We start from the raw sequence: 25,246 nt of genomic DNA, 5'->3' as shown, positions 1-25,246 counted from the left end.
GCTCTATCTCCTGGAAAGGGCCCGTTCTCGCGCATGCATCGCGCCAAAGCCCGCGATCCATTCTGGAATCGCGCGGTAGTAATCGATCGATGCCGCGTATGGGCCGCTCGCCGCAAGCGCACCGAATGCGGCGACCCACGTGCGGATCTCGTGCGCGGACTTGCCCGCATCACGCGTGATCGCTTCGTTCGTGAGGCCATCGGCGGCGGTGATGTCACCGCGTTCGAGCAGCCCGAGAAACATGCGGTCCCATGCGGGATTGAGCGGATGCAGGCGGCTGTCACCCGCCGCGAATGCCTTGGCCGCCGCGACGGTGCGGGATTGCCGCGCATCGCGCGATTCCGGCGACGGGTTGCGGCCCGCAATCAACCGCTCCGCGACGACATCGTCCGCGCCCGCGATTTCCGGCACCGGCGGCTCATGCGAGATACCGCCCGAGCCGATCAGCAACACGCGCCGGTTCGTGCGCGCGACGGCACGGCCAATCGCATCGCCGAGCAGTCGTGCGCGGCGGCACGACGCCATCGGCGGCGCAACCGAGTTGATGAAGACGGGTACCACCGGATAGCGGTCGATGCCGCCCGTGAGCACCTCGAGCGCCTGCGCGCAGCCGTGATCGACCTGCATGCGATACGACACGGCGACGTCGATATCGCTGGCGAGCGTGGCATCGGCGAGCGCGAGCGCCACATCGCGCGCGACGGGCAACGGGCCGGCCGCGCTGCCGAAATCGCCGACAGCCGTCGCCCCTACGCCAATGCAGAACTGCGGCATCACGTCGTAGAAAAATCCGTTGTAGTGATCCGGCGCGAACACGATCACCAACTCCGGATCGAACGCGTCGACCCGCTCGCGCGCCGCGCGCTGCACCCGCTCGACTTCCGCGACAACTGCCGGCGCGGGATCGAAATAACCGTGCAGCGGCGTGTGCGACATGCATTCGAGATGGATCGGCATCTCAGGCTCCTGCCAGGTCGGCGGCGTGCGCGAACGTCGCGTCGCTGGCCGTCGCGCCCGTTGTCGTCGGAAGCGACAGCCTTTGTGCGAGCTGCGACACGCAATCCGATACGCATTGCGGCGAGCACATGCCCGCCACGAAGCGGTCCGGCCGCAACAGCACGACCGATTCCGGCACGCGCGCGAACCAGTCGCGCAGGCGCGAGTCGACATCGCCTATGGCGATCACGTCTTCGGGCACGTCATCGTGGAAGGCGAGCTGCGGGTCGGGCTTCGCGAGCACGAAGCATCCCCCAAGCGCGCTCCAGATGCGGCGCGCCTCGGGCGTCAGGCCGAAGGTCGGGTCCGTGCCCCAGCCCACGATCGCGAAGCGATTGCCGATCGCATCGTCGAGCCGGACGATGCTGCCATCAGCGAGACGCACGCGCGGCTGGATGAACATGCGGCCTACGGGGGTGCCCGCCTGCGCATCACGGCCATGCACCATCCGCCCGATCAGCGATTCGCGCTTCTCGCTCATCAGGCCGACCAGCCGCCCGAACGCGCCGTGCCCCCGCTTCGCGATCAGGCGCGCGAGCAGGCCGTCGGACCGCTCGCGTCGCGCCAGAAGCACGACGCCCTCTTCATAGCGCGGCATCGGCTTGAAGCGCATTTCGACGAAGTAGCGTTTCAGGGAAGGCAGCATGTCGAAACAGCGCACGAACGCGTCGCGCACTTTCGATCCGAAGAAGCTCGTCGGCGCGAAGATGTCGCCCGCGACTTCCGAGAGGTGGATCATCGAGCGCGCGTGGGCGCGCCGCTCCATCGTGTAGGTATCGAGCAGCGCGTCGTGCGCCGTGCCTTTCACGACCATCGCGAGCTTCCAGCCGAGATTGCTCGCGTCGCGAATGCCGCTGTTGTAACCCTGCCCCTGCCACACCGGCATGATGTGCGCGGCGTCCCCCGCGAGCAGGATGCGCTTCACGCGGAACGTGCTCGCGAGCCGCGCGTTGTGCGTATAGACCCGCTGACGAATGTAGTCGACCTTGTCAGGATCGTCGACAACCCCGCGCACCAACGCCGCCATGTTCTCCGGCCTCGACAGCTCCGCCTCCGTCTCCCCGGGCATCACCATGAATTCGAAGCGCCGGATGCCGTGCGGCAGCGCCGCCGACACGTAGGGGCGCCGCGCGTCGCAATGCAGATAGACATGCGGAGAGCCGATCGGATCGTTGCGCACGTCGATCACGATCCATTGATTCGGCTTCGTGCGGCCTTCGAACGGCACGTCGAGCGTGCGGCGCACCAGGCTGTTGCCACCGTCCGCGCCGACCATGTACGCGGCGCGGATCGTCGTCTTCACGCCGTGCGCGTCGGTCGCGTCGATGGTCACCCCGCACGCGTCCTGCGCGAAGCTGTCGACGCTGTGGCCAAGCAGCGTCGACACATTGTCGAAACGCTCGAGACCGCGATACAGAATCCGATCGGCGAGCGGCTGGATGAAGGCATTGCGGCGCGGCCAGCCGAACTCGTCGGTGCGCGGCTCGATCGACGCGAAGCACTTTCCTTTCAGCGTGAAGCGCATCCAGTGATTCGGCGTGGTGTGCGGAAGCAGCGCGTCGACAAGGCCGACCGACTGGAATACACGCAGTGCTTCGTCGTCGAGGCCGATGGCGCGCGGATAGTCGATGATCTGCGCGAGCTTCTCGATCACGGCGACGCGCACGCCCTGCAGGCCGAGAATGTTCGCGATCATCAGGCCGACCGGGCCTGCGCCAATGATGGCGACATCGGCGTCGATCGAACGGTGTGTCGTTTCGCGAGGATGAGCGCGGCCGTTGCCGGCCGCCGGTTCAAAGGCGGGGCGCATGCTTGTCTCCTGACTGGGCTTGTCCGATGTGCTGAACCGGCGAAGCGCCTGGCTCCCGGTCGTTCAGCTTATGAATGCAGTTTATGGACCGCCGAAAACACCCTCAACAAAATCTCCAGAATGTGCATAGAATGCACATGATTGATTTCAATGGGATTTTTGACGTGACAACCTACACCAACGTGCGCGGACTGGCGCGCGGCCTTCAGGTGCTGCGCGCGCTCAACGCGATGGAAGACGGACGCGCAACGAGTCAACAGATCGCCGATCTGACCGGCCTGCATCGCACCACGGTGCGCCGTCTGCTCGAAACGTTGATGGAGGAAGGGTTCGTGCGCCGCAGCACATCGGACGACAGCTTCCGCCTGACGCTCGCCGTGCGTTCGTTGAGCGAGGGATTCACCGATACCGAGCGCATCGCGACCGTGGCGCCGCCGATCATGGGGCAGCTACTGCAGCGCGTTGCGTGGCCATCCGATCTGACCACGCCCGATGGCGACGCGATGATCATCCGCGAGACGACGCATCGCTTCAGCCGGCTGTCGTTTCATCGCGCGATGGTCGGGCGGCGTTTGCCGATCTTGCTGACGGCGGCGGGCCGCGCCTACTTCGCGATGTGCCCCGACGAGGAGCGCGAGGACATTCTGGAACTGTTGCGCTCCGGCGCGGGCGGCGAAGAACAACAGGCGTTCGCGAGAAACGATGCGCTCGTGCGCAAGCTGATCCGGCGTGTGCACGAGGATGGTTTCGGATCGAATCACGGCGACTGGGCCGCCCAGGCGAAAATCGGTGCGGTGGCTGTCGCGATCAGTGCAGACGAACGCGTGATCGCGAGTCTCAATATCGTCTTCCTGTCGCGCGCGGTCAGTCTCGCGGACGCCACGCGCCGCTACGTGCCCGAGTTACAGAAAACGGCGATGGAAATTGCTGCGGCGTTGAAGCGGGAACCAGGGACTCCCCCTCATCAGTCGGCGTAAGCGAATCCGTAAGCGAATCCCCGGCAGCCACCCTCACTGGGGCCGCAACATCCGCTGAATGATCGTCCGCAGCATCGCGCGATGCGTGCGCGGCTTGAATCCCGGCTCGAACACGACGCGACAGACCGCCCCTTCCGCCAGCGCGAGCACCCACGTCGCGACGAGATCCGGCTTCAGGCTTCCGTCGATCTTCCCCTGCGCCACGCCGCGCTTGATCAGCGCGGCCATCCGCCCCTTCACCTGCGCCTCGTTGGCCGCGAACAGCGCGGCAACGTCCGGATTGCGCGTCGCCTCGGCCGCAGTCTCGATGCTGATGCGCGCATAGACGGGATCGCTCGACAGTTCCATCAACGCCAGCGCAATCTCCTCGATTGCCGCCAGCGCGTCGTCGGCGTCCGCATGCCGCGCGAACAACTCGGCCATCTCGCGCTGGTCGTCCTGCGCGATCGCCTCGATGATCGCCGCCTTGGTCGGGAAGTAGTGAAACAGGTTGCCGGGGCTCATGCCGGCCGCCTTGCAGATCGCGGCCGTGGACGTCGCATGGAAGCCGTCGCGCGCAAAACAGTCGATCGCGGCGTCCAGGATCTGGCGCCGCTTCGCTTCCACTCTTTCAGGATCGATCTTTCTCAACGGGAACTCCGGGCTCGACGAAGGCTCAAATATTTATTAGACTGATTAGTCGATCTATTATCATTGCGATGCACCACAGGCGTCAAGGCATCGTGCTCATGCATGGGCCGCCTGCGGCATGCGCTTACACCACCAGAGAGAGGGCCAATGAAACGCATCGCCGTTGCCGGCATCGCACTCGTCCTGTTCGCATGCGTCGCGGCCGGCGCGCTCGTGCTGCGCGGCCTGTCCGATTTCGAACTGAGGGGTGCGAACGTGTCGACGCTCGCATTCCACGCGGGCGGCGCCGACCTCGTCGGCACGCTCGCGCTGCCGGCGCACGCGCCCGATGCGCCGATCGTGCTGCTCGTGCATGGCGACGGGCCGCGCACGCGCTTCTCGGACGACGCGATGCTGCCGCTCGTCAACAGCCTGCTCGACGCCGGCATCGGTGTATTCGCGTGGGACAAGCAGGGCACCGGCCGCAGCGGCGGCGACTGGCTTGCGCAATCGATGCAGGACCGCGCGAACGAAACGATCGCCGCGATGGCGCGCGTGCGCGCCGTCGCCGGCCCCGCACACAAGATCGGCCTGCTCGGCTTCTCGCAGGGCGGCTGGGTCGTCCCGCGCGTGGCGAACGCAGTCCGGCCGGCGTTCTCGGTGATCGTCGGCGGCGCCGCCAGCTGGCGCCGGCAAGGCACCTACCTGACCCGGCAGCGACTCCTGGCAACCGGCCTGCAGCCGGATCGAATCGATGCGACACTGGCCGCCGAGCGGCGCGAGAACGACGCAATCTTCGACCGGGCGGACGTGCCGGCCGATCCGGCCCGGCGCCCGGACATCGAGCCGCGCCGCTTCGGCTTCATCGCGCGCAACTACCCGGAAGACGCGTCACAGGCGCTTGCAACCATGCAGGGGCCCGTGCTGGCCGTGTGGGGTGCGCTGGACCGCAACGTCGACCCGGTCGACGAAGCGAACACCTATGCGCACGCATTCGCGAACCGGCCCGACCGGCGCGTCGTCGTGGTGCCTGCGGCGACGCATGCGTTGCTGCGCGCCGGCTGGTTCGACTACCAGCTCGAGTCCGACTGGCCGAAGTGGAAGACCTGGCTGTACATGGCGCTCGGGCGCCACGCGTATGCACCGGGTACGCTCGGCCCGATCGAAGCGTGGATCCGGTCGCAGTGAACGCGTGTGCAACCCGGCGCCGCCTCGGCTGGCGCCGCGCATGAAACAGGCATCAGGCAATACCGGTCGCGCCAACCCGCGTGGCCGCATCAAGGAGAGGTCTCAATGTATTCGTGGTTTGAACGGCGCCTGCCGACTTTCCCGCTCGAAGATCCCGTCACGCCGCCGAGGGGATTCTTCTCGTTCGTCTGGGCGTGCACGAGAGGCGCGCGCAGCTGGATCCTGCTGATCGCGCTGACGTCGGCCGCGCTGGCCGCCTACGAAGCCGCGCTGTTCGCGATGATGGGGCACGTGGTCGACTGGCTGTCGACGTCGACACCGGCGGAATTCGGCGGCCGCCACTTCGGCACGCTCGCCGGCTTCGCGGCGATTCTCGCGGGCAGCGCACTGCTGATCGCGCTGCACACGATGGTCAAGCACCAGGTGCTCGCGATCAACTTCCCGATGCGGCTGCGCTGGCTGTTTCACCGGCTGATGCTCGACCAGAGCCTGTCGTTCTATGCGAACGAGTTCGCGGGCCGCGTGACGACCAAGATCATGCAGACCGCGCTCGCGGTCCGCGACGCGCTGTTCATGTCGGTCGACGTCGTGATCGGCGTCACCGCCTACCTGATCGGCATTCTCGTGCTGGCGGCCAGCTTCGACTGGCGGCTGATGATTCCGCTCGTGCTGTGGGCGCTCGGCTACGGCGCGGCGTGCGCGTACTTCGTGCCGCGCCTGGGCGCAGTCGGCAGCCGGCAGGCCGACGCACGCGCGATGATGACGGGCCGCATCACCGATGCGTATTCGAACATCACGACCGTGAAGCTGTTCTCGCACACGCGGCGGGAAGCCGACCATGCACGGCGCGCGATGGAAGCGTTCAAGGCCACCGGCGACGCGCAGATGCGCCTCGTCAGCGCGTTCGAGATCGTCAATCACCTGCTGTCGACGCTGCTGCTGATCGGCTCTGCCGGGCTCGCGCTGTATTTGTGGATGCACGGCGAGGCGAGCGCGGGCGTCGTCGCGGCCGTGATCGCCATGGCGCTGCGCCTGTCGAGCTACTCGCACTGGATCATGTGGGAGATGACCGAGCTGTTCGAGAACGTCGGCACGATCCAGGACGGCATCAACACGCTGACGAAGGTGCGCAGCGTGGTCGACGCGCCCGACGCGAAGGCGCTCGCGGTGCAGCGCGGCGGGATCGTGTTCGACAACGTGCAGTTCGCGCACGAGGACAACGACCGCGCGGTGTTCGACGGGCTGAACCTGGCGATCCGGCCGGGCGAGCGGATCGGCCTGATCGGCCGCTCGGGCGCCGGTAAGTCGACGCTCGTGAACCTGCTGCTGCGTTTTTACGACGTCGGCGGCGGCACGATCCGGATCGACGGGCAGGACATCGCGCACGTGACGCAGGACAGCCTGCGCAGCGCGATCGGGATGGTCACGCAGGACACGTCGCTGCTGCACCGCACGATGCGCGAGAACCTGCTGTACGGGCGGCCCGATGCGACCGAGCACGAGATGCAGGACGCGGCCGTGCGCGCCGAAGCGTCCGAGTTCATCGACCGGCTGCGCGACCGTCACGGGCGCAGCGGCTACGACGTCGAGGTCGGCGAGCGCGGCGTGAAGCTGTCGGGCGGCCAGCGGCAGCGCGTCGCGATCGCACGCGTGATGCTCAAGGACGCGCCGATCCTCGTGCTCGACGAAGCGACCAGCGCACTCGATTCCGAAGTCGAAGTCGCGATCCAGCGCAGCCTCGACACGCTGATGAGCGGCAAGACGGTGATCGCGATCGCACACCGGCTGTCGACGATCGCCGCGATGGACCGGCTGATCGTGCTCGACGAAGGGCGCATCGTCGAGGAAGGCACGCACCAGCAGTTGCTGCAGGCAGGCGGCATTTATGCGGCGCTGTGGGCGCACCAGAGCGGCGGGTTCCTCGGCGAAACGGCGGACGCGGAAGGCGCGGAACAGTAAGCGCGACCGCTGTGGCACCATGGCGGCACGGCGCTCGCCCGGCGGATTCGACCGCGATCGCCGGCCCGCCGGCCGGGCGCGATCGTCCGGCTCACCGTTGTCCGACGCCGATCCAGGAGCCCCCATGACCACACGACCGGATATCGCCACCGCGCTCGACGCGCCCGATTCGGTGCTCGAGGACGACGAGCAGCGATTCGTGCATCAGATTCGCCAGCACGGGTGGTTCCGCACGGAGGTGTTCTCGGAAGGAGACGCCCCGGGCTTTTCGTTCACGACCGGGCTGTGGGTCAACCACGGCTTTCCGGAAATCATCGTGTTCTCGATGCCGGCGCGCATCGTCCATGACGTGCTGTGGGACGTCTACCGGATGGTCGCGGCCGGCACGCCGCCTCCGGTCGGCGAAGTCACGGGCGCGGTCTTCGGCAACGCGAACGCGCTGCTGATGCCGGTCGAGCAAGCCCACTACGAAGCCCATCTCGGCTGGAACCGCTGGTTCTACGGCAACGACGACTTTCCGTGCGTCCAGCTGCTGTGGCCCGACCGCAACGGGGTTTTTCCGTGGCGGCCGGAAGCGGACGGCGCGTTGAATGCCGCGCAGCCGCGCCTGTTCGTCCCGGGCGACGATCGCCGCTGACCGGCGCAGCGGTGTCGCGCGGCACGCCGCGAGCGTGCCGCGCCGCCCGGCCTACAACCGCACGATCGTCGATTTCAGCTCGGTGTACTTGTCGAGCGCATGCAGCGACTTGTCGCGGCCGTTGCCCGACAGCTTGTAACCGCCGAACGGGAAGTTCAGGTCGTCGCTGCCGTCGCCGTAGCAGTTGACCCACACGGTGCCCGCCCGCAAGCGCCGCGCAACCGCATGCGCGGTCGAGAGGTTCGCCGACCATACCGCCGCCGCGAGCCCGTACTCGGTGTCGTTGGCGATGCGTACGGCTTCGTCCACGTCGTCGAACACGATCACCGACAGCACCGGCCCGAAGATCTCCTCCCGCGCAATTGCCGCATCGGGCTTCACCTCGAATACCGTCGGCTCGACATAGAACCCGCCCGTCTCTTCGCGCACCCGCCTGCCGCCCGTCACCAGACGGCCTTCGTCACGCCCGAGACCGATATACCCCATCACGCGATCGAGTTGCGCACGATCGACGATCGCACCCATCGTCACCGCCGGATCGAGCGGATGCCCGGGCGCGAAGCGGCGCGATGCGTCGACCAGCTTCGCGACGAATGCGTCCTTGATGTCGCGATGCACGAGCAGGCGCGAGCCGGCCGTGCACACTTCCCCCATGTTGAAGAAGATCGCATCGGCGGCCGCCTGCGCGGCGCGGTCGAGATCGGGGCAGTCGGGCAGCACGAGGTTCGGCGACTTGCCGCCGAGTTCGAGCCAGACGCGCTTCAGGTTCGATTGCGCGGCGCACGCCATGATCTGCTGCCCGGTGCGGGTCGACCCCGTAAACGCGATGCAGTCGACATCGCGATGCAGCGCCAGCGCCCTGCCCGGCTCCGCGCCGCCCGGCACGACGTTGAATACCCCGGCCGGGATACCGGCGTCGAATGCGAGCTGCGCGACGCGGATCGCGGTCAGCGGCGATTTCTCCGACGGTTTGAGCACCACGCTGTTGCCGGCCGCGAGCGCCGGTGCGAACTTCCACGCGGCCATCAGCAGCGGGAAATTCCACGGCACGACCGCTGCGACGACGCCAATCGGCTCGCGCGTGACGAGCCCGATCAGGTGGTGGTCGGCCGGCGCGACTTCGCCGCCGACCTTGTCGATCGCTTCCGCATACCAGTCGACGCAATGCGCGGCGGCCGGGATGTCGATCGCCGTGGTATCGGCGATCGGCTTGCCGGTGTCGAGCGTCTCGAGCAGCGCGAGTTCGTCCGCGTGCACGCGCATCAGCGCGGCCCAGCGTTGCAGCACGGCCTTGCGGCCGCGCGGATTCGTGCCGGCCCAGGTTTGCGCATCGAATGCGCGGCGCGCCGCCGCGACCGCGTGGTCGACGTCGTCGGCCGCGCAATCGGCCACGTGCGCGAGCACGCAACCGTCGATCGGGCTCGCGCACGCGAAGGTCGCACCGGCCTGCGCGTGGCGCGCTTCGCCGTCGATGAACGCGCGTCCGTCGATCCGCAGCACGGCCGCACGGGCCTGCCAGTCTTCGAATGTCGTTTGATTCATGGGTTTCCTCGTGACGTGTCGCATATCACGATCCGCGAACCGGATCGATCGGCGTAAAGATCCCCGCGCGCGCCTCGATCGCTTCGCCCGCGGCGAGACACAGCGCTTCCTGGAAGCGTCCGGCGACGAGCTGCACGCCGGTCGGCACGCCGTCGCGAATACCGGTCGGCACCGACAGCCCCGGCAGCCCGAGCAGCGCGGTCGCAAGCAGCGGCCCCTGACGGTCGACGATCTCGCGCATCGCGGCGTCGCCCTGCAGGTCGGCGTCGATCGCGAACGGCCGCGCGCACGACACGGGCATCAGCAGCAGCGGATGGCGTGCGAAGAACTGCTGCCAGTCGCGCAGCAGCGCGGTGCGCCGCGCGAGGCCGTTCATGTAACCGGCGAGATCCAGCGGCGCGGCCAGGTTGCGCTGGCTCGCGAACGCGGTGCGGATCGCCGCATCGCCGTGCTGCATGATCACGTCGCCGAGCCCGCTGCGCGCCTCGTTGGTCACAAGGTCGAGCCACAGTTCGCACGCTTCGGCGAACCGCGGCGGCGCCGCTTCCTCGACGATGCAGCCGGCCTCTTCGAGCCAGCGCGCCGCCTGCCGGATCGCGTCGGCCACGGCAGGATCGGTCGGCACGCCCGGCAATTCGGCGCACACGGCGACGCGCGCCGGGAACGCGGCCTCGCGCGCGCCCGGTGCCACCGGCATCCACCATGCGTCGCGCGCGTCGCCGGCCGACATCGCGTCGAGCGCAAGACGCAAGTCGCCGACCGTGCGCGCGAGCGGCCCCTGCACGGACGCGAGCTGCACCGCGAGCGTGCGATCCTTCGGCTGCGTCGGGTTGTAGGCAGGCACACGCCCGGTACTCGGCCGCAGCCCCGCGACACCGCATGCGTAGGCCGGATAGCGGATCGACCCGCCGAGGTCGTTGCCGTGCGCGATCGCACCGATGCCGGCGGCCACCGCCGCGGCCGCACCGCCGCTGGAGCCGCCCGGCGTCAGCGACGCATCCCACGGATTCGACGTGCGGCCGTGCAGTTCGTTGTCGGTGAACCAGCGGTACGAAAACGCCGGCGCATTGCTGCGCCCGATCACGATCGCGCCGGCCTTGCGCAGGTTCGCGGTCACCGGGCTGTCTTCGTGCGCGATCAGGTCGGAGAACGCGCGCACGCCGTTGGTCGTCGCGTGTCCGGCCGTGTCGACGTTGATCTTCACGGTCACCGGCACGCCGTGCAGCGGGCCGACCGGCGCGCCGCGCGCGATTGCGGCGTCGGCATCGGACGCGGCCTGCATCGCGCTGTCGGCCATCACGTCGACGATCGCGTTGATGACGGGGTTCACCTGCTCGAGCCGCTGCAGGCAGCTGCGCGTGAGTTCGGTTGCCGACACGTCGCGCCGTGCGACATGCGCAGCCATCTCCGCCGCGCTGAGACGCCACAATTCCTGGGTCATGAGTTGCTCCTCGTTGATCTCGATGATTGGATGGACCCGGCCGCGTCAAGCGCCCGGCTGCCCGGCTTGCGGCGCGTGCGACGCATAGATCTTGCGGCATGCCTCGACGACTTCCCACGTGCCGCGAAAACCCGGCGGAATCACGAAGCGGTCGCCCGCGTGCAGCACGCGTTCGCGGCCTTCCGCATCGCGTACGATCGCGACGCCGCTCAGCATCTCGCAATACTCCGACTCGTCGTACTCGATCGTCCAGCGGCCGGGCGTGCATGCCCAGATCCCGCAACTGAACTGGCCGCACGGGCTGATGTAGTGATGCGACAGCGTCTGCATCGGGTTGCCGTCGAGCAGCAGACCGCTCGGCACGCGGCTTTGCGTGAGCTTCGCGGGCGCCCGCATCAGGTCGACGAGATTCGTGATGTTGGTCATGTGTGCCTCCTGGGCTGAGTGTTTCGAAACGTTGCGGTGCCGCCCGGCCGGGGGAGGTCGGCCGGCGCGGGTCAAAGCAGGTCCATCGTCCGGTGCCACGCCATCGCGAGCGCCAGCATCGGCGTGCGCAACAGCCGCCCGCCCGGAAAGTCGCGATGGCGAATCCGGCCGAACAGGTCGAAGCGCGCGGCCTGCGCATCGATCGCTTCCGCGATCAGCCGCCCCGCGAGGCCCGTCACGTTGACGCCGTGCCCGGAAAAGCCCTGCGCGAAATACACGGTCTGCTCCAGCCGGCCGAAATGCGGCGCACGATTCATCGTCGCGTCGATCAGGCCGCCCCACGCGTAATCGATCCGCACGTCGGCCAGCTGCGGGAACGTCTTCAGCATGTCGCGCCGCATTGCGGCTGCCAGGTCGCGCGGCGCCTTCGTCGAGCTGCTCGCCTTGCCGCCCCACAACAGCCGGCCGTCGCGCGTGAGCCGGAAATAGTCGAGCTCCGCATTGCAGTCGCTGATCGCGGCATTCGCCGGCAGCGTCTGCGCTGCGCGTGAGTCGCCGAGCGGCTCCGTCGCGATCAGGTAGGTCGCCACCGGAATGATCTTGCGTGCAAGCGACGGCGCCAGCTGCCCGAGATACGCATTGCAGGCCAGCACCACGTAACGGGCATCCACGTGTCCGCGCGCGCACCGGACACGGTGGTACGGCGCCGCACGATCGAGCGCGAGCGCGGGCGAGTCCTCGTGGATCGTCACGCCGGCCGCGCGCGCCGCTCGCGCGAGACCGAGCGTGTAGTTCAGCGGATGCAGGTGGCCGCTGCCTTCGTCACGCAGGCCGCCGACATAACGGCCAGATGCGACGAAGCGCGGCATGTCGGCACGTTCGACGATGTCATAGCCGCGATAACCGAACCGGGCCGCCGCGGCATCGCGCCATCGGCGCAGCGCATCGAGATGGCGCGGCTTGTTCGCGGCGGTCAGGTAGCCGCCGCTCAGGTCGCAATCGATGCCGTGCCGCTCGACCCGCTGCCTGACGATGTCGACCGATTCCAGCCCCATCGCCCATACGCGCCGCACGTCGTCTTCCGGCAGAAAGGCGGAAAACGTATCGATGTCGCACGAGTACCCGGCGATCAGCTGGCCGCCGTTGCGGCCGCTCGCGCCCCAGCCGATCCTCGACGCCTCGACGACCACGACCGAATGGCCGCGCTCCGCGAGATCGAGCGCCGTGGACAGGCCCGTGAGCCCGCCGCCGATCACGCACACGTCGGCGGTCACGGCGCCATCGAGCGACGGATGGCGGATACGGTTGTTGGCCGTCGCTGCGTAGTAGGACTGAACATGCTGCTGCTTTTCGAACTTGAGCATAGGTAAGACTCGCGAACGGCGTCGCGTCAGAACGCGTAGATGAGTTGGGTTGCGAGCAGGTCGTTCGACTTCGCATACGACCCGTCGTGACGCAGGAAGACCCGGTTGCTCGCCCAGTCGTGCCGGTATTCGACCTTCACCGTCACCTGCTGGGTCGGATAGAACAGCAGGTCGAACGCGGCAGCCTGCCGCGTCGCGCCCTTGCACTCGAAGCCGACGCCGCCGTTCGCCTTCGACTGCGCGAGGCAATCCGCGTCGATGCCGAAGCCGTTGTTCGGGTCCATCCCGTTGCCGTTCAGGCCGATCGACGAGCCGCCCCCGCCGTTCTTCCGGTTCACGAGCAGGTCGTAGCGCAGCGTCGCGCCCATGCGCCCGACCACCGGCATGTTGAACTTGCGGTGCGCGAGCAGCGACAATCCGAACCACTGCGCGAGCCCGCCGTTGAACGCACCGTGCTGCTGCTGGCCGTAGTCGAGTTCCGCGTTGTACTGCGCATCGGCCACCGTATAGGTCGCGTCAGCCTCCCCGAAGAAGAACGCGCCGTACGCGCTCGGCGCGTTGCCGCCCACGCCGTAGCGCACGTTGCCGGTCGCCGGATCGACCGCGCTCACCAGCGTCTGCCGGCCGATGTTGATCGAACCGCCGAGATCGAGTGCGCTGCCGTGCATGTAGTCGACCCGCGCGGTGAAGGTCGGCACCTTGTTGCTCGTCGTAATCGGGTCGCCGAGCGCGTTGACGCCCGTCTGCGTGACCGCGCCCGCGCTGCGGAACTGCTCGTTGCCGACGAAGAATTTCCACGCCCAGTGGCCGTCCGCGCTCTGGTAGTTGATGCCGGCGCCGATCGACGAGCCCGGATCGGAGAAGTCGTACAGCAGGTTGTGCGTGAGCGTGAGCATCTGGCTCGACTGCTGGTACTCGTAGCCGCCGAAGCCGAGCACGAGCCCGCCGACGAACGACGTCGTGCCCGACAGCGGCACCGTGACGACCGCCGTGTTCACGATGTCGAGCCCGCTCGCACCGCTGCCCGTCATCATCGACAGGCCTGCGCCGCGGTTCGGCATCAGCGTGATTTCAGCGGATGGTGCGGTCGGGCCGACCCCGAAGGTCTTCTTGATGTCGAGGAACACGTCGCCGAACGTACTGTTGTAATAGGCGTACGCGTTCTCATGATTGGCGAACTGGAACGACGACGTGCCGCCGCCCCGGTTGTACACGTAGGTCGGGTCGAGATAGCCGGTCACCGACAGCCCCGCGATCGGGCCCGTGCGCGCGGCATCGGTCAGCGAATCGACCTTCAGCTGCTGGTTCGCGACCTGCTGGCGGATTTCCGCCACGTCGTCGCGGGTCAGCGCGGCCGGCGCCTGCCCGTAGCCGGGCGCCGACGGGTCGGCTGCCGCTGCGGCGGATGTCGCATTCGACGCGGCCGGTACCGCCACCGGCTTCGCGGCGAGTTGCGACTGCAGCGCGCTCATCTGCCGCTGCAACACGGCGAGCTGCTGTTGCAGCGCCCTGATCTGGTCGGCGCTCGAATTCGCGGCGGCGAGCCCCGGCAGCGCGCCGGCGATCAGCGCGCAAAGCAGTTTCTTTTTCACGGAAAGTCTCCTTGTCGTTGTTCACTTCACGGGATGCGGTGCGGGCGCGGGCCGAAGCTGCGCAGCCGGCGGGCGCGCGGGCGGCATCGCGGGAGACGGCGCCGGTGCATCGAGCATGGCTTCGAGCGTGGACACCGCATGCCACGCACGCGCGTCGCGTGCCTGCTTCCGTTCGCGGGCCTGCATCGCGCGGTTCACGACGACGACGCCGATCGTCACGGCCGTGATGAACACCGTCGCGAGCGCATTCATCTCGGGATTCAGCCCCATCCGCACGCGCGAGAACACGACGAGCGGCAAGGTCGTCGAGCCGGGGCCCGACAGGAACGCGGACAGGATCACGTCGTCGATCGACACCGTGAACGCGAGCAACCAGCCGGACACCAGCGCCTGTGCGATCAGCGGCAGCGTGATCACGAAGAACACCTTCACCGGACGCGCGCCGAGATCGAGCGCGGCTTCCTCGATCGAGCGGTCGAGTTCCTTCACGCGCGACTGCACGATCACTGCGACGAACGACAGGCACAGCATCACGTGACCGATCCAGATCGTCAGCCAGCCGCGCCCGGCCGGCCAGCCGAAGGTCTGCTGCATCGCGACGAACAGCAGCAGCAGCGAGATGCCCTGGATCACTTCGGGAATCACCAGCGGCGCGTTGATCATCGCGGCATACAGCGTGAAGCCGCGAAAGCGCCCCATGCGGGCCAGCACGAAGCCGGCCCACGTGCCGATCGCGACCGACGCGGTGGCCGTCAGCAGCGCGATCTTCAGCGACAGCCACGCAGCCGCCAGCAGCTCGTCGTCGTGCAACAGCGCGCCGTACCATTTCAGCGAGAATCCCGTCCACACCGTCACGAGCTTCGACGCGTTGAACGAATAGACGACGAGACTGGCGATCGGCACGTACAGGAACAGGAAGCCCGCGCCCAGCACGCACGCGGACAGGATGCGATTCGTGCGGGTCATGGTTGTGCCTCCGCTTCGGTCTGGCTGTAATGGAGCAGCGCCATCGGCACGAGCAGCACCAGCACCATCGTCACCGTGACGGCGGACGCCATCGGCCAGTCCATGTTGTTGAAGAACTCGTCCCACATCACGCGGCCGAGCATCAGCGTGTTCGCACCGCCGAGCAGCTCGGGGATCACGTATTCGCCGACGGCCGGGATGAACACGAGCAGGCTGCCCGCGACGATGCCGTTCTTCGACAGCGGCAACGTGATGCGCCAGAACGCGGACCACGGTGTCGCGCCGAGATCGTGCGCGGCCTCGAGCAGCGTGACGTCCATCTTCACGAGGTGCGCGTACAGCGGCATCACCATGAACGGCAGGTACGAATAGACCATCCCGATGTAGACGCCCGCGTCGGTGTGATACAGGCGCAGCGGCATCGCGATCACGCCGAGCGCCGCCAGTGCGTGATTCAGCAACCCGTCGTCCTTCATGATCCCGACCCACGCATAGACGCGGATCAGGAACGACGTCCAGAACGGCAGCATCACGGCCATCATCAGCAGGTTGCGGCGCGCCGGTGCCGCACGCGCGATGCAGTACGCGATCGGGTAGCCGGCCAGCAGGCACATCAGCGTCGATGCGGCGGCCATCTTCAGCGAGCTGACGTACGTGTTCAGGTACAGGTCGTCCTGCAGCAGCAGCGCGTAATGCTTCAGCGACAGCACCAACTGCACCGTGCCGGCCTCCAGCCTGGCGAGCGCGGTGTACGGCGGGATGCCGAGCATCGGGTCGGCGAAGCTGATCTTCAGCACCAGCACGAACGGCAGCGCGAAGAACACGGCAAGCCACAGGAACGGCACGCCGATCGCGACGCTGCGGCCCGACGGCAGGAAGCGCGACAGCGCGGCGAAGCGGCCCGGGCGGGCGCGGCCGGCGCCCGTACTCGCGGCGCCGGACGACACCGGCGCGGAAGGCGTGGAAGCAGAGGTTCTCATCGTGTCGTCCTCACTGCGTCAGCACGACGCCGCTGGCCGGCGACCACGACACGAACACGTCGTCGTTCCACGCCGGCGCGTTGTCGCTCATCAGGTGCGAGCTCGACAGGTTCGACACGACCGTCTTGCCGCTCGGCAGCCGCACGTGGTACAGCGAGTAGCTGCCCATGTACGCGATGTCGGTCACGACGCCGCGCGCCCAGTTGTGCTTCGAACCCGGCTTCTCGCGCGACACGTGCACGCGTTCCGGGCGCACCGAGATGCCGACCGGCATCCCGAGCGGGCCGGTGACGCCGTGGCTCACGACCATGCGCGCTTCGAGGTCGTCGCTCTCGACGAAGATGTGGTCGGGCTCGTCCTCGACGACGCGGCCCTCGAACAGGTTGGTCGAGCCGATGAATTCGGCGGAGAAGCGGCTGTTCGGAAACTCGTACACCTCGCCCGGCGCGCCGATCTGCACGATCTTGCCTTCGCTCATCACCGCGAGGCGGCTGGCCATCGTCATCGCCTCTTCCTGGTCGTGCGTGACCATCACGCAGGTCACGTCGACTTTCTCGATGATGTTCACGAGTTCGAGCTGGGTCTTCTGGCGGATCTTCTTGTCGAGCGCGGACATCGGCTCGTCGAGCAGCAGCAGCTTCGGGCGCTTGACCAGCGAGCGGGCCAGCGCGACGCGCTGCTGCTGGCCGCCGGACAGCTGATGCGGCTTGCGCTGCGCGTACTTGCTCATCTGCACGAGCGCGAGCGCATCGGCCACGCGCTCCTTGATTTCATGCTTCGGCGTGCCTTCCTGCTTCAGGCCGAACGCGACGTTCGATTCGACCGTCATGTGCGGGAACAGCGCGTACGACTGGAACATCATGTTCACCGGGCGGCGGTACGGCGGCAGCGACGCGAGGTCCTCGCCGTCGACGAAGATCTTGCCGGAGGTGGCCGTTTCGAGCCCGGCGAGCATGCGCAGCAGCGTGGACTTGCCGCAGCCGGAGCTGCCGAGCAGCGCGAACAGTTCGTTCTTCGCGATCGTCAGGTTCACGTTGTCGACGGCCGTGCTGTCGCCGAACTTCTTCACGACGTTTTCGATGCGCACGAAGGCGCCCGCGTCGTGGCGTGCACCGGCCGTGGCCGGTGCGGCAGGGAGCGTATGGATCATCGCGGTCGCCCTCAACCGCCGGACTTCAACTGCAGCCACAGACGGTTCTGCATCCGTGCGATGTCGGCGCTTCTCGGCATCGCGAGCGACGTCTTCGCGATCGTCGCGTCGGACAGGTAGACGCTCGGGTCCTGCACGATCGCCGGCGTCACGAACGCGCGCGCAGCCTTGTTCGCGCTCGGATAGAAGATCTCGTTCGTGATCGCCGCGTTGGTCTTCGGGTCTTCGATGTAGTTGATCCACTTCAACGCGGCTTCCGGATGCGGCGCGTCCTTCGGAATCGCCATCACGTCGAACCACAGCAGGCCGCCTTCCTTCGGATTCATGTAGCGGATCTCGTACGAGCGCTTCGCGTCCAGCGTGCGCCGCCGCGCGATGCTGACGTCGCCCGACCAGCCGAGCACGACGCACACGTCGTTGTTCGCGAGATCGTCCGCATAGCCGGCCGAGCTGAACTGCGTCACGTACGGACGGATCTTCTTCAGCACCTCGTAGGCGGCCTGGTAGTCGGCCGGGTTCTTGCTCTCCGGATCCTTGCCCATGTATTGCAGCGCCGCCGCGAACGCGGCGTCCGGCGCGTCGAGCAGCGAGATCCCGCAGCCTTTCAGCTTCGCCGCGTTCGCCGGGTCGAACAGCAGCGCCCAGCTGTCGGTCGGCGCGCTGTCGCCGAGCCGCTTACGCACGGCCTCGACGTTGTAGCCGATCCCCGTCGTGCCCCACGCCCACGGCACGCCGTACTGGTTGCCCGGGTCGGCCTTCGCGATCATCTTCATCAGCACCGGATCGAGATTCGCAAGGTTCAGCAGCTTCGATTTGTCGAGCTTCTGGTACACGCCGGCCTGGATCTGCTGTGCGAGATAGTTGGACGTCGGCACGACGATGTCGTAGCCCGAGCTGCCCGCGAGCAGCTTGGTCTGCAGCGTATCGTCGCTGTCGTAGCTGTCGTAGCGCACCTTGATGCCCGACTGCTTCTCGAAATTGGGCACCGTGTCCTTCGCGACGTACTCCGACCAGTTGTACACGTTCAGGTTGGTGTCGCCGGCGCGGGCGGACAGGCTCGCCGCAAAGGCCAGCGCCGCGGACGCGACGAGCGTGGCACGCAGGGCCGGTTGACGACGGATACGGATACGCATGGGGATTCTCCTTGTGATGGGGATCGGCCGTTGCGCCCGGGTCCGGATCCGGACTCGCGTCAACGCCGTCGGGCGGTGTTCAGCACAAGGGGCAATGTAGAGATCGCGGCCCGCAGCGTCAGTCCCGAAAACCGGGACAAACGGCGCCGTCGTTTCGGGCCGTTTGGGTAGATTCCCGCGTAGGCAGTCGAAAATATTCGTGATACCTGTAGCGCCACCTGAAAAATCCTTCGACACCCGACGTCATGAGCGCTGCGCTGCCCGCCCCCGATCTCCCGCTGAGCCACGTCGCGTTCGTGACCGAAACGCTGGGCGACATCGCACAAGCTGTCGGGACGCCGCAGTTCATGCGCGCCGTCTACGACACGCTCGTGCGCTACGTCGACTTCGACGCCGTGCATCTCGACTACGAACGCGCCGCGGAGCCGGGCAGGCGCAACGTCGGCTGGATCGGCAGCTTCGGCCGCGAGCCCGAGCTGATCGCGCAGGTGATGCGTCACTACTACCGCAGCTATGCGAGCGACGACGCGACCTATGCGGCGATCGAATCCGAAAGCGACGTGCAGCTGGTGCAGGTGTCCGCGCAGCGCGTCGCGAGCGAGCTCCGGCACCTGTTCTTCGACGCCGGCGACATTCACGACGAATGCGTGATCACCGGCGTGACGGGGGGCACGCGCTACTCGATCTCGATCGCGCGCTCGCGGCGGCTGCCGCCGTTCTCGCTGAAGGAGCTGAGCCTGCTGAAACAGCTGTCGCAGGTCGTGCTGCCGATGGCGTCCGCGCACAAGCGCCTGCTCGGCGCGTGTGCCGACGACACGCCGCGCGACGAACTCGATCTCGACCTCGTCGCGCAATGGCTGCCGGAATGGCAGGAACGGCTGACCGCACGCGAGATGCACGTGTGCGCGTCGTTCATCCAGGGCATGACGTCGGCCGCGATCGCGCAGTCGATGGGGCTCAAGACGTCGACCATCGACACGTACGCGAAGCGCGCATTCGCGAAGCTCGGCGTCGAATCGCGCCGGCAACTGATGACGCTCGTGCTGCGGAACGCGTCGCGGCGGCACGACGCATAGGCCCCGCGTGCCGCGCCCCTGCCGTTGCGCGCGCATCCATCGCCGCGCCGCCTCATAACGATCCGACAATTTATTGGTTCCCTTGACGATGCGCCGTCCGTATCGTTCACCGACTCGTCAGACCAATCGACCAACGGGGGAATCCAACAATGAAACAGATCCGGTCATTCGCACTGCTCGCGCTGCCGGCAGCGCTCTACGCCGCCGGCACGCACGCGCAAAGCAGCGTCACGCTGTACGGCATCGCCGACGCGGGCATCGCCTACGTGCACAACGCGCAGAATGCGAGCGGCGGCAACGCATCGAGCCTCGTCAAGTTCAGCAGCGGCAACCTGTCGGGCAGCCGCTGGGGGCTGCGCGGCATCGAGGATCTCGGCAGCGGCCTGTCCGCGCTGTTCCAGCTCGAGAACGGCTTCAACATCGGCACCGGCGCGCTCGGCCAGGGTCAGCGCGAATTCGGCCGCAAGGCCGTCGTCGGCCTCGCGAGCAGCACGTACGGCACCGTCACGCTCGGCCGCCAGTACGATCCGGTCGTCGATCTCGTGCAGGGCCTCACGCAGGACAACTATTTCGGCGGCGTGTTCGCGACGCCGGGCGACCTCGACAACTACGACAACAGCCTGCGCGTCAGCAACTCGGTGAAGTACACGAGCCAGCTGATCTCGGGCTTCCAGTTCGCGGCCCTGTACGGCTTCGGCGGCGTCGCAGGCTCGACCGGCAACGGCCGCACGTACAGCTTCGGCGCGAGCTACGCGAACGGCCCGCTGTCGCTCGGCGCCGGCTTCTTCTATGCGAACGGCGGCACGACGGTCGCGAATGGCGTGCGCACGTGGTCGAGCAGCTCGGACACGCTGTTCAACACCGTGATCAACCAGGGCTTTTCGAGCGCGAAGTCGATCCAGATCGTGCGCGTAGCCGGCCAGTACGTGGCCGGGCCGGCAACCTTCGGCCTCGCGTATTCGAATACGCAGTACGGCGCGGACACGCTGTCGGCGTTCAGCCAGAACGCGAAGTTCAACAACGGCTCGGCGTTCTTCAACTGGCAGTTCTCGCCGGCGCTGCGCGCGGGCGTCGGCTACAACTACACGTCGCTGACGGGCCCGGCATCCGCGCACTACAACCAGGTCAACCTCGGCGCGGACTACGCGCTGTCGAAGCGTACCGACCTGTATGCGCTGTTCGGCTACCAGAAGGCGAGCGGCAACACGCTCAATGCGAGCGGTGCGACCGTGAAAGCGGCCGCGTCGGTCGGCTCGTACGGCGTGAACTCCGGCACCGATACGCAGGAACTCGCGATCGTCGGCATCCGCCACAAGTTCTGATCGCGTCGTCGCTCGACGACTGCCGGGCAGGCGCGCACCGCGGTGCGCGCCTGCGGCGTTTACACTGTCCGGCTTCAGGTTCCGTACAACGCAAGGAGACCGGCATGCTGACGGTATGGGGACGACGCAACGCGTTCAATGTCCAGAAGGTGATGTGGCTCGTCGACGAACTCGCGCTCGCGCATCGGCACGTGCCGGCCGGCGGCCGGTTCGGCGTGCTCGATACGCCCGACTTTCTCGCGATGAACCCGCACGGTCGCGTGCCCGTGATCGACGACAACGGTACCGTCGTATGGGAGTCGCACAGCATCCTGCGCTACCTCGCCGCGCGCTACGGGCGGCCCGGCTTCTGGCACGACGACCCCGCCGAGCAGTCACGCGCCGACCGCTGGATGGACTGGGCGCAGACGACACTGCAACCGGCGTTCCTCAACGGCGTGTTCCGCGGCTACTACCGGACGCCGCCCGGGCAGCGCGACACCGCGCGCGTCGAGCAGAGCATCGCGCAATGCGCGCAGTATTTCCGGCTGCTCGATGCGGCGCTCGCCGGACACCCGTTTCTCGCAGGCGACGCGATCACGCTCGCCGACATCGCGGCCGGCACGCATCTCTACCGGTATTTCGAACTCGATATCGCACGGCCCGACGTGCCGAACGTGGAGGCGTGGTACGAACGGCTGAAGGCGCGGCCCGCGTATCGCACGCACGTGATGATTCCGTTCGACGACCTGCGCGGCAAGCTCGACTGACCGGGTGCCGCCCCGGCAGCGGAACGGCTTTCGCACCACACACGCCCGAACGGCGTGGCCGTGTGCCCGAGAGGGTCGACGCGTGTCGGGGAGCCGCCGTCGCGACGCCGCCTCCCGCTTCGCGCGCCAGGCCGCTCGTCGTTCCCGCGGACGTGGCATTCCCGATACATGCGCGCGAGCGCGTACGTTCAGGCTGGACGCCTCGACCTAGTGTCGCCGCATGCCACCGGCCCCGCCCATGCCGCCGAACCGGTGCATGCCGCCGAATTCGTGACTCGCACCGACCGGGAACGTGCCATGGCGAAAGCCCGCACCCACCGGGACGCCGAAGCGGCGATGATCGATCGGGTTGAAATGGTCGACGTGATCGAAGTGATGGAAGCGATGGAATCGATCGACGAAGATGAAGCTCACGCCCGCGCCGATGAACAGCGGCGGCCCCCAGTACCACGGGTCGTCATACGGATAGGCTGCCACCGGATACCACACCACGCTACCGTCGGCACTTTGCACGATCTGCCAGGTGCCGTCGCTTTGCAGGCACGCGCGCCCGACGATCTGCTGCGCCGTGCCGTCGATGTCCGCCTGCGCGACGACAGCACGGCAGTTCGTGCCGTCGCCCGACGGATCGTCCGCCATTTGCGCGACGACGGACGTGGAAAGACCGAGACAGACGATGCCTGCCGCGGCTCGAAACAGGTTGCTCATGATCGGCTCCCGCGTGTTGCCCCCGACCATTCGATCCCCGGCGTCGCTGACGACACCGGGCACACCGGATTGCTTGCGCACGATTCATCGCACGGCGGTCGCGACGCGCCGCCGCTTCGTACAGGGTCTCCTGACGGCTAAACGGTGCGGCGCGGCGGGTTATTCCAGGGGTCTGGATACGAATGACCGCAGCCGGAGCGCCCGGCACGCGTTGCCGGGGTCAGCGTTCGAGCGGGCGCCGGGCGACGCAGTAGACAGCCGCTGCCGTGATCCCGAATACCAGATGGGCCACCAGCGTGATCGCGCCGCGAACCGGGATGAACCACGGGAAGCGTGCCGTGAAGGCGTACAGGTTGACGCCGTAGAGGACGAGGCCGAACGCGCCGCCGGCGAGCAGCGCGGCGCGGAGCGACAATCCGTGAACCAGCCGCGCCAGCGCGGCCGCATAGACCAGCGAAAGCGCGGCATGCACGAGCGTCGCCACGCCCATGATCAGCGGATCGAAGCCGCCGGCCGAACCGAGCACGCGGCGCCCCATCACGATGGCCGCCGTGAGGCGCGCGTCGCGCAGCAGGTTCCGGAGCGCGTCGTCGCCGACGAGCGGCCAGAGCAGCAGCTCGATGACGGTCGATCCGACCGCCGCGCCGAACGCGGCCCAGAGAATCGGGATCGGACTTGCTGGCTTCAAGTGTCGTCCTCAAGGCAACCGGCCGACGCATCGACCCGCCGCACCAACCGACTTACGACGCCCCTTCGCAGTCCGTCCAGTACGCAAACGGATCGCGGTGTTTCGGATAGCGCTCGTCGAGCCATTTCAGCAGCGTCGCACGGGCATTGTCCATGTCGGCTTTCAGCGACGACGTCGTGAGTTCGTGCACTTCGATGGACTTTTCGCGATCGATCACGAAGCAGTTCCAGTCGGGACCGTCGAGATCCGGATCGTCGGATGCCTTCGACGACTTGCTCCAGCCGAAGCGCTTGCGTGCATCGATGAAGTAGCGCGGGTGCACCTTCAGATACGACATCTCGCCGCCCTGCAGGCTGCTCTCGGCGCGCAGCACGTCGTGTTCGTCGACGATCTGCGTGACTTCCGGAAGCCGGCGCGAGCGCCAGCCGGCCGGCAGCGTCGCCACGGCCCGGATGCTGTCGTACGTCCCCCATTCCAGCCCCCACGCTTCGGCCATGCGCTTCATGAACGCATCGGCGCTCGGATAGCCGCGCAGCTGGATGCGGGTCGACAGCGTGACTTCGACACGGCCGCGGCCGCCGGATGCACTGGACACCTCGTCGTCCGCCGCTTCGAACGGATTGCCGGCACGCGGCGATGAGCGCGTCGCGTCCGCAGGCGCCATGCCCGAAAACAGTTGATCCAGCGCGGCACGCGCTTTCGACGACTTGTCTGGTCTATTCATCGGTTCCCTTTTCTGCAAATTTGAACCCGTACTGCCATTGTTGGTGATTGGCTCGCCGCCGGCCAAAGGCGCGATTTTGCCTCATTGCGGCGATCTCGCCATATTCCGCGGCTGCATTGTAGCGATCTGGCGCCGCCGGTCGAGCAAACAGCATGGGCGCGGCACGGTCGGTCGCATCCACGGCGGGCTGCGCGCCTACCCCAACGCCTTCACCATCCGCTCCATCAGCGCGAGCACCTCCGGCCGATTCTCGCCCTTCGCATGCACGAAGTGATACCTGAGCAGCGAATCGACCTCATGACGGCTGACGCGCACGAGCGCGCTGCGCTTCAGGTACGCATCGGCGAGCGGCGTCCGCGCGAGCGCCACGCCCAGCCCTGCTTCGGCCGCCGCGAGGACGAGGTTGTAATCCTCGAACCGGCGATCCTGCGCACGCGGCTTGAACGGAATGCCGAGCCCGTCGAACCAGGTGCGCCAGCCCGTCACGTCGGAATCGTGCAGCAACGGCAGGTCGAGCAGCGCGGCATCGCCCGCCCGGCGGCGCGCCTTTGCCAGTGGCTCGGCCAGCCGCGGATGCGCAACCGGATACAGCCGCTCCGGCATGAACGCACGGGTTTCGAGCTGACGCCAGTTGCCGCGCCCGTACCGGATCGACAGATCGGCTTCGCCGCCGGCGATATCCACGTTGCGCAATTCGATGCCGAGCTCGATGCGCAGCGCAGGCGCTTCGCCCTCGAGCACATGCTGCCGCTCGAACAGCCAGAGCTGCGCGAACGCGGGCACCACGCTCATCCGGACCAGCCGCGGCGTACGCGGCGAGCGCCACTGATCGGCCGCGCTGTCGATGATCGCGAACGCCTGCTCGATCCGGCCGACGAAACGCTGCCCGTCCGGCGTCAGGCGCACGCCGCGCGCATGCCGTTCGAACAGCGCCATCCCCAGCCAGTTTTCCACCGCGGCCACCCGCCGGCTGATCGCGCCATGCGTGACGCCGGAAACTTCTGCGGCCGCGAGAAACGAACCCTCGCGCGCCACCGCGCAGACAGTCTCCAGGCTCGCGAGCGGCGGCCGCGGGCCGGGCGCCGGCGCGGCGGCCGACAGCGCGTCCGCCAGCTGGCGCGCACGCGCCGGACCGCCGGCCCGCCGCGAACCCGAGCTGTGAGCCATATTCATATCCGGGTGTTGATCTGTGCGCTAGCTTAGCATCTC

General features: G+C 67.5%; 24 protein-coding genes. 7 read left to right on the top strand and 17 right to left on the bottom strand.

Features of this window, described 5'->3' with window-relative positions; all coding sequences use genetic code 11:
• Positions 1-3: 3 nt before the first annotated feature.
• Both OHZ10_RS37310 and OHZ10_RS37305 read right to left on the bottom strand, forming a co-directional pair.
• Entirely contained in the window at positions 4-957 is a 954-nt protein-coding gene (locus OHZ10_RS37310; protein ID WP_059241151.1) for a 3-carboxyethylcatechol 2,3-dioxygenase, read from the bottom strand.
• Position 958: 1 nt separating this feature from the next.
• Positions 959-2,806: a bifunctional 3-(3-hydroxy-phenyl)propionate/3-hydroxycinnamic acid hydroxylase gene (locus OHZ10_RS37305; protein WP_342706192.1), complete on the bottom strand. Its 1,848-nt coding sequence runs from the start codon at positions 2,804-2,806 to the stop codon at positions 959-961.
• A gap of 164 nt (positions 2,807-2,970) precedes the next feature.
• Here OHZ10_RS37305 and OHZ10_RS37300 point away from each other — a divergent pair, with 164 nt between their 5' ends.
• A complete protein-coding gene (locus OHZ10_RS37300; protein ID WP_174993613.1) occupies positions 2,971-3,783 on the top strand; it encodes a DNA-binding transcriptional regulator in 813 nt (270 codons plus the stop codon).
• A gap of 33 nt (positions 3,784-3,816) precedes the next feature.
• On the opposite strand, the gene OHZ10_RS37295 is transcribed toward OHZ10_RS37300, so the two are convergent.
• On the bottom strand, positions 3,817-4,413 hold the full coding sequence (locus OHZ10_RS37295) for a TetR/AcrR family transcriptional regulator (RefSeq protein WP_059241148.1): 597 nt from the start codon (positions 4,411-4,413) through the stop codon (positions 3,817-3,819).
• Positions 4,414-4,560: 147 nt separating this feature from the next.
• On the opposite strand from OHZ10_RS37295, the gene OHZ10_RS37290 reads away from it, so the two are divergent.
• The 3 genes from OHZ10_RS37290 to OHZ10_RS37280 all read left to right on the top strand — a co-directional run bounded on the left by OHZ10_RS37290 (position 4,561) and on the right by OHZ10_RS37280 (position 8,176).
• Complete coding sequence (locus OHZ10_RS37290; protein WP_342706191.1) at positions 4,561-5,580, top strand: alpha/beta hydrolase; 1,020 nt, start codon at positions 4,561-4,563, stop codon at positions 5,578-5,580.
• 105 nt (positions 5,581-5,685) lie between these two features.
• Positions 5,686-7,539 carry an ABC transporter ATP-binding protein gene (locus OHZ10_RS37285; RefSeq protein ID WP_342706190.1) on the top strand — a complete coding sequence of 618 codons (1,854 nt, stop codon included), beginning with the start codon at positions 5,686-5,688 and terminating at the stop codon, positions 7,537-7,539.
• Positions 7,540-7,663: 124 nt separating this feature from the next.
• Positions 7,664-8,176, top strand: a complete 513-nt coding sequence (locus tag OHZ10_RS37280; protein WP_059241145.1) for a DUF4262 domain-containing protein — start codon at positions 7,664-7,666, stop codon at positions 8,174-8,176.
• A 51-nt stretch (positions 8,177-8,227) separates the two neighbouring features.
• Here OHZ10_RS37280 and OHZ10_RS37275 read toward each other — a convergent pair whose 3' ends face one another.
• From OHZ10_RS37275 to OHZ10_RS37235, 9 genes are all read right to left on the bottom strand, one after another.
• A complete protein-coding gene (locus tag OHZ10_RS37275) occupies positions 8,228-9,718 on the bottom strand; it encodes an aldehyde dehydrogenase (protein WP_340625807.1) in 1,491 nt (496 codons plus the stop codon).
• Between the two features lie 25 nt (positions 9,719-9,743).
• On the bottom strand, positions 9,744-11,159 hold the full coding sequence (locus OHZ10_RS37270) for an amidase family protein (RefSeq protein ID WP_342706189.1): 1,416 nt from the start codon (positions 11,157-11,159) through the stop codon (positions 9,744-9,746).
• A gap of 45 nt (positions 11,160-11,204) precedes the next feature.
• A complete protein-coding gene (locus tag OHZ10_RS37265) occupies positions 11,205-11,585 on the bottom strand; it encodes a cupin domain-containing protein (protein WP_342706188.1) in 381 nt (126 codons plus the stop codon).
• A 71-nt stretch (positions 11,586-11,656) separates the two neighbouring features.
• On the bottom strand, positions 11,657-12,949 hold the full coding sequence (locus OHZ10_RS37260; protein WP_342706187.1) for an FAD-binding oxidoreductase: 1,293 nt from the start codon (positions 12,947-12,949) through the stop codon (positions 11,657-11,659).
• 26 nt (positions 12,950-12,975) lie between these two features.
• Positions 12,976-14,541 carry a DUF3138 family protein gene (locus OHZ10_RS37255; protein ID WP_342706186.1) on the bottom strand — a complete coding sequence of 522 codons (1,566 nt, stop codon included), beginning with the start codon at positions 14,539-14,541 and terminating at the stop codon, positions 12,976-12,978.
• A 21-nt stretch (positions 14,542-14,562) separates the two neighbouring features.
• On the bottom strand, positions 14,563-15,507 hold the full coding sequence (locus OHZ10_RS37250) for an ABC transporter permease subunit (protein WP_342706185.1): 945 nt from the start codon (positions 15,505-15,507) through the stop codon (positions 14,563-14,565).
• Entirely contained in the window at positions 15,504-16,487 is a 984-nt protein-coding gene (locus tag OHZ10_RS37245; RefSeq protein ID WP_059241138.1) for an ABC transporter permease subunit, read from the bottom strand. The genes OHZ10_RS37250 and OHZ10_RS37245 overlap by 4 nt, the downstream gene beginning before the upstream one ends.
• A 10-nt stretch (positions 16,488-16,497) precedes the next feature.
• Positions 16,498-17,637: an ABC transporter ATP-binding protein gene (locus tag OHZ10_RS37240; protein WP_226196089.1), complete on the bottom strand. Its 1,140-nt coding sequence runs from the start codon at positions 17,635-17,637 to the stop codon at positions 16,498-16,500.
• A gap of 11 nt (positions 17,638-17,648) precedes the next feature.
• On the bottom strand, positions 17,649-18,770 hold the full coding sequence (locus OHZ10_RS37235; protein WP_342706184.1) for a polyamine ABC transporter substrate-binding protein: 1,122 nt from the start codon (positions 18,768-18,770) through the stop codon (positions 17,649-17,651).
• A 245-nt stretch (positions 18,771-19,015) separates the two neighbouring features.
• Between OHZ10_RS37235 and OHZ10_RS37230 the strand changes: the two genes are divergently transcribed.
• From OHZ10_RS37230 to OHZ10_RS37220, 3 genes are all read left to right on the top strand, one after another.
• Positions 19,016-19,846, top strand: coding sequence for a helix-turn-helix transcriptional regulator (locus OHZ10_RS37230; RefSeq protein WP_059241135.1), 831 nt, complete (start codon positions 19,016-19,018; stop codon positions 19,844-19,846).
• A 149-nt stretch (positions 19,847-19,995) separates the two neighbouring features.
• Complete coding sequence (locus OHZ10_RS37225; protein WP_342706183.1) at positions 19,996-21,168, top strand: porin; 1,173 nt, start codon at positions 19,996-19,998, stop codon at positions 21,166-21,168.
• A 104-nt stretch (positions 21,169-21,272) separates the two neighbouring features.
• A complete protein-coding gene (locus OHZ10_RS37220) occupies positions 21,273-21,917 on the top strand; it encodes a glutathione S-transferase family protein (RefSeq protein WP_256087641.1) in 645 nt (214 codons plus the stop codon).
• 207 nt (positions 21,918-22,124) lie between these two features.
• On the opposite strand, the gene OHZ10_RS37215 is transcribed toward OHZ10_RS37220, so the two are convergent.
• The 5 genes from OHZ10_RS37215 to OHZ10_RS37195 form a co-directional block, all read right to left on the bottom strand.
• Positions 22,125-22,625: a hypothetical protein gene (locus tag OHZ10_RS37215; RefSeq protein WP_059242386.1), complete on the bottom strand. Its 501-nt coding sequence runs from the start codon at positions 22,623-22,625 to the stop codon at positions 22,125-22,127.
• 220 nt (positions 22,626-22,845) lie between these two features.
• Positions 22,846-23,313, bottom strand: coding sequence for a sodium:proline symporter (locus OHZ10_RS37210; RefSeq protein ID WP_342706182.1), 468 nt, complete (start codon positions 23,311-23,313; stop codon positions 22,846-22,848).
• 52 nt (positions 23,314-23,365) lie between these two features.
• Positions 23,366-24,037 (bottom strand): hypothetical protein, encoded by a 672-nt coding sequence (locus tag OHZ10_RS37205; RefSeq protein ID WP_059241131.1) that lies wholly within the window; start codon positions 24,035-24,037, stop codon positions 23,366-23,368.
• Positions 24,030-24,218 carry a hypothetical protein gene (locus OHZ10_RS37200; RefSeq protein ID WP_155627318.1) on the bottom strand — a complete coding sequence of 63 codons (189 nt, stop codon included), beginning with the start codon at positions 24,216-24,218 and terminating at the stop codon, positions 24,030-24,032. The genes OHZ10_RS37205 and OHZ10_RS37200 overlap by 8 nt, the downstream gene beginning before the upstream one ends.
• Before the next feature lie 14 nt (positions 24,219-24,232).
• A complete protein-coding gene (locus OHZ10_RS37195) occupies positions 24,233-25,210 on the bottom strand; it encodes a LysR substrate-binding domain-containing protein (RefSeq protein WP_059241130.1) in 978 nt (325 codons plus the stop codon).
• Positions 25,211-25,246: the final 36 nt, after the last annotated feature.

Source organism: Burkholderia arboris (genome assembly GCF_038723655.1).
In the GTDB taxonomy this organism is placed as follows: Bacteria; Pseudomonadota; Gammaproteobacteria; order Burkholderiales; family Burkholderiaceae; genus Burkholderia; species Burkholderia arboris.
This window is presented reverse-complemented; position numbering and strand designations above follow the sequence as displayed.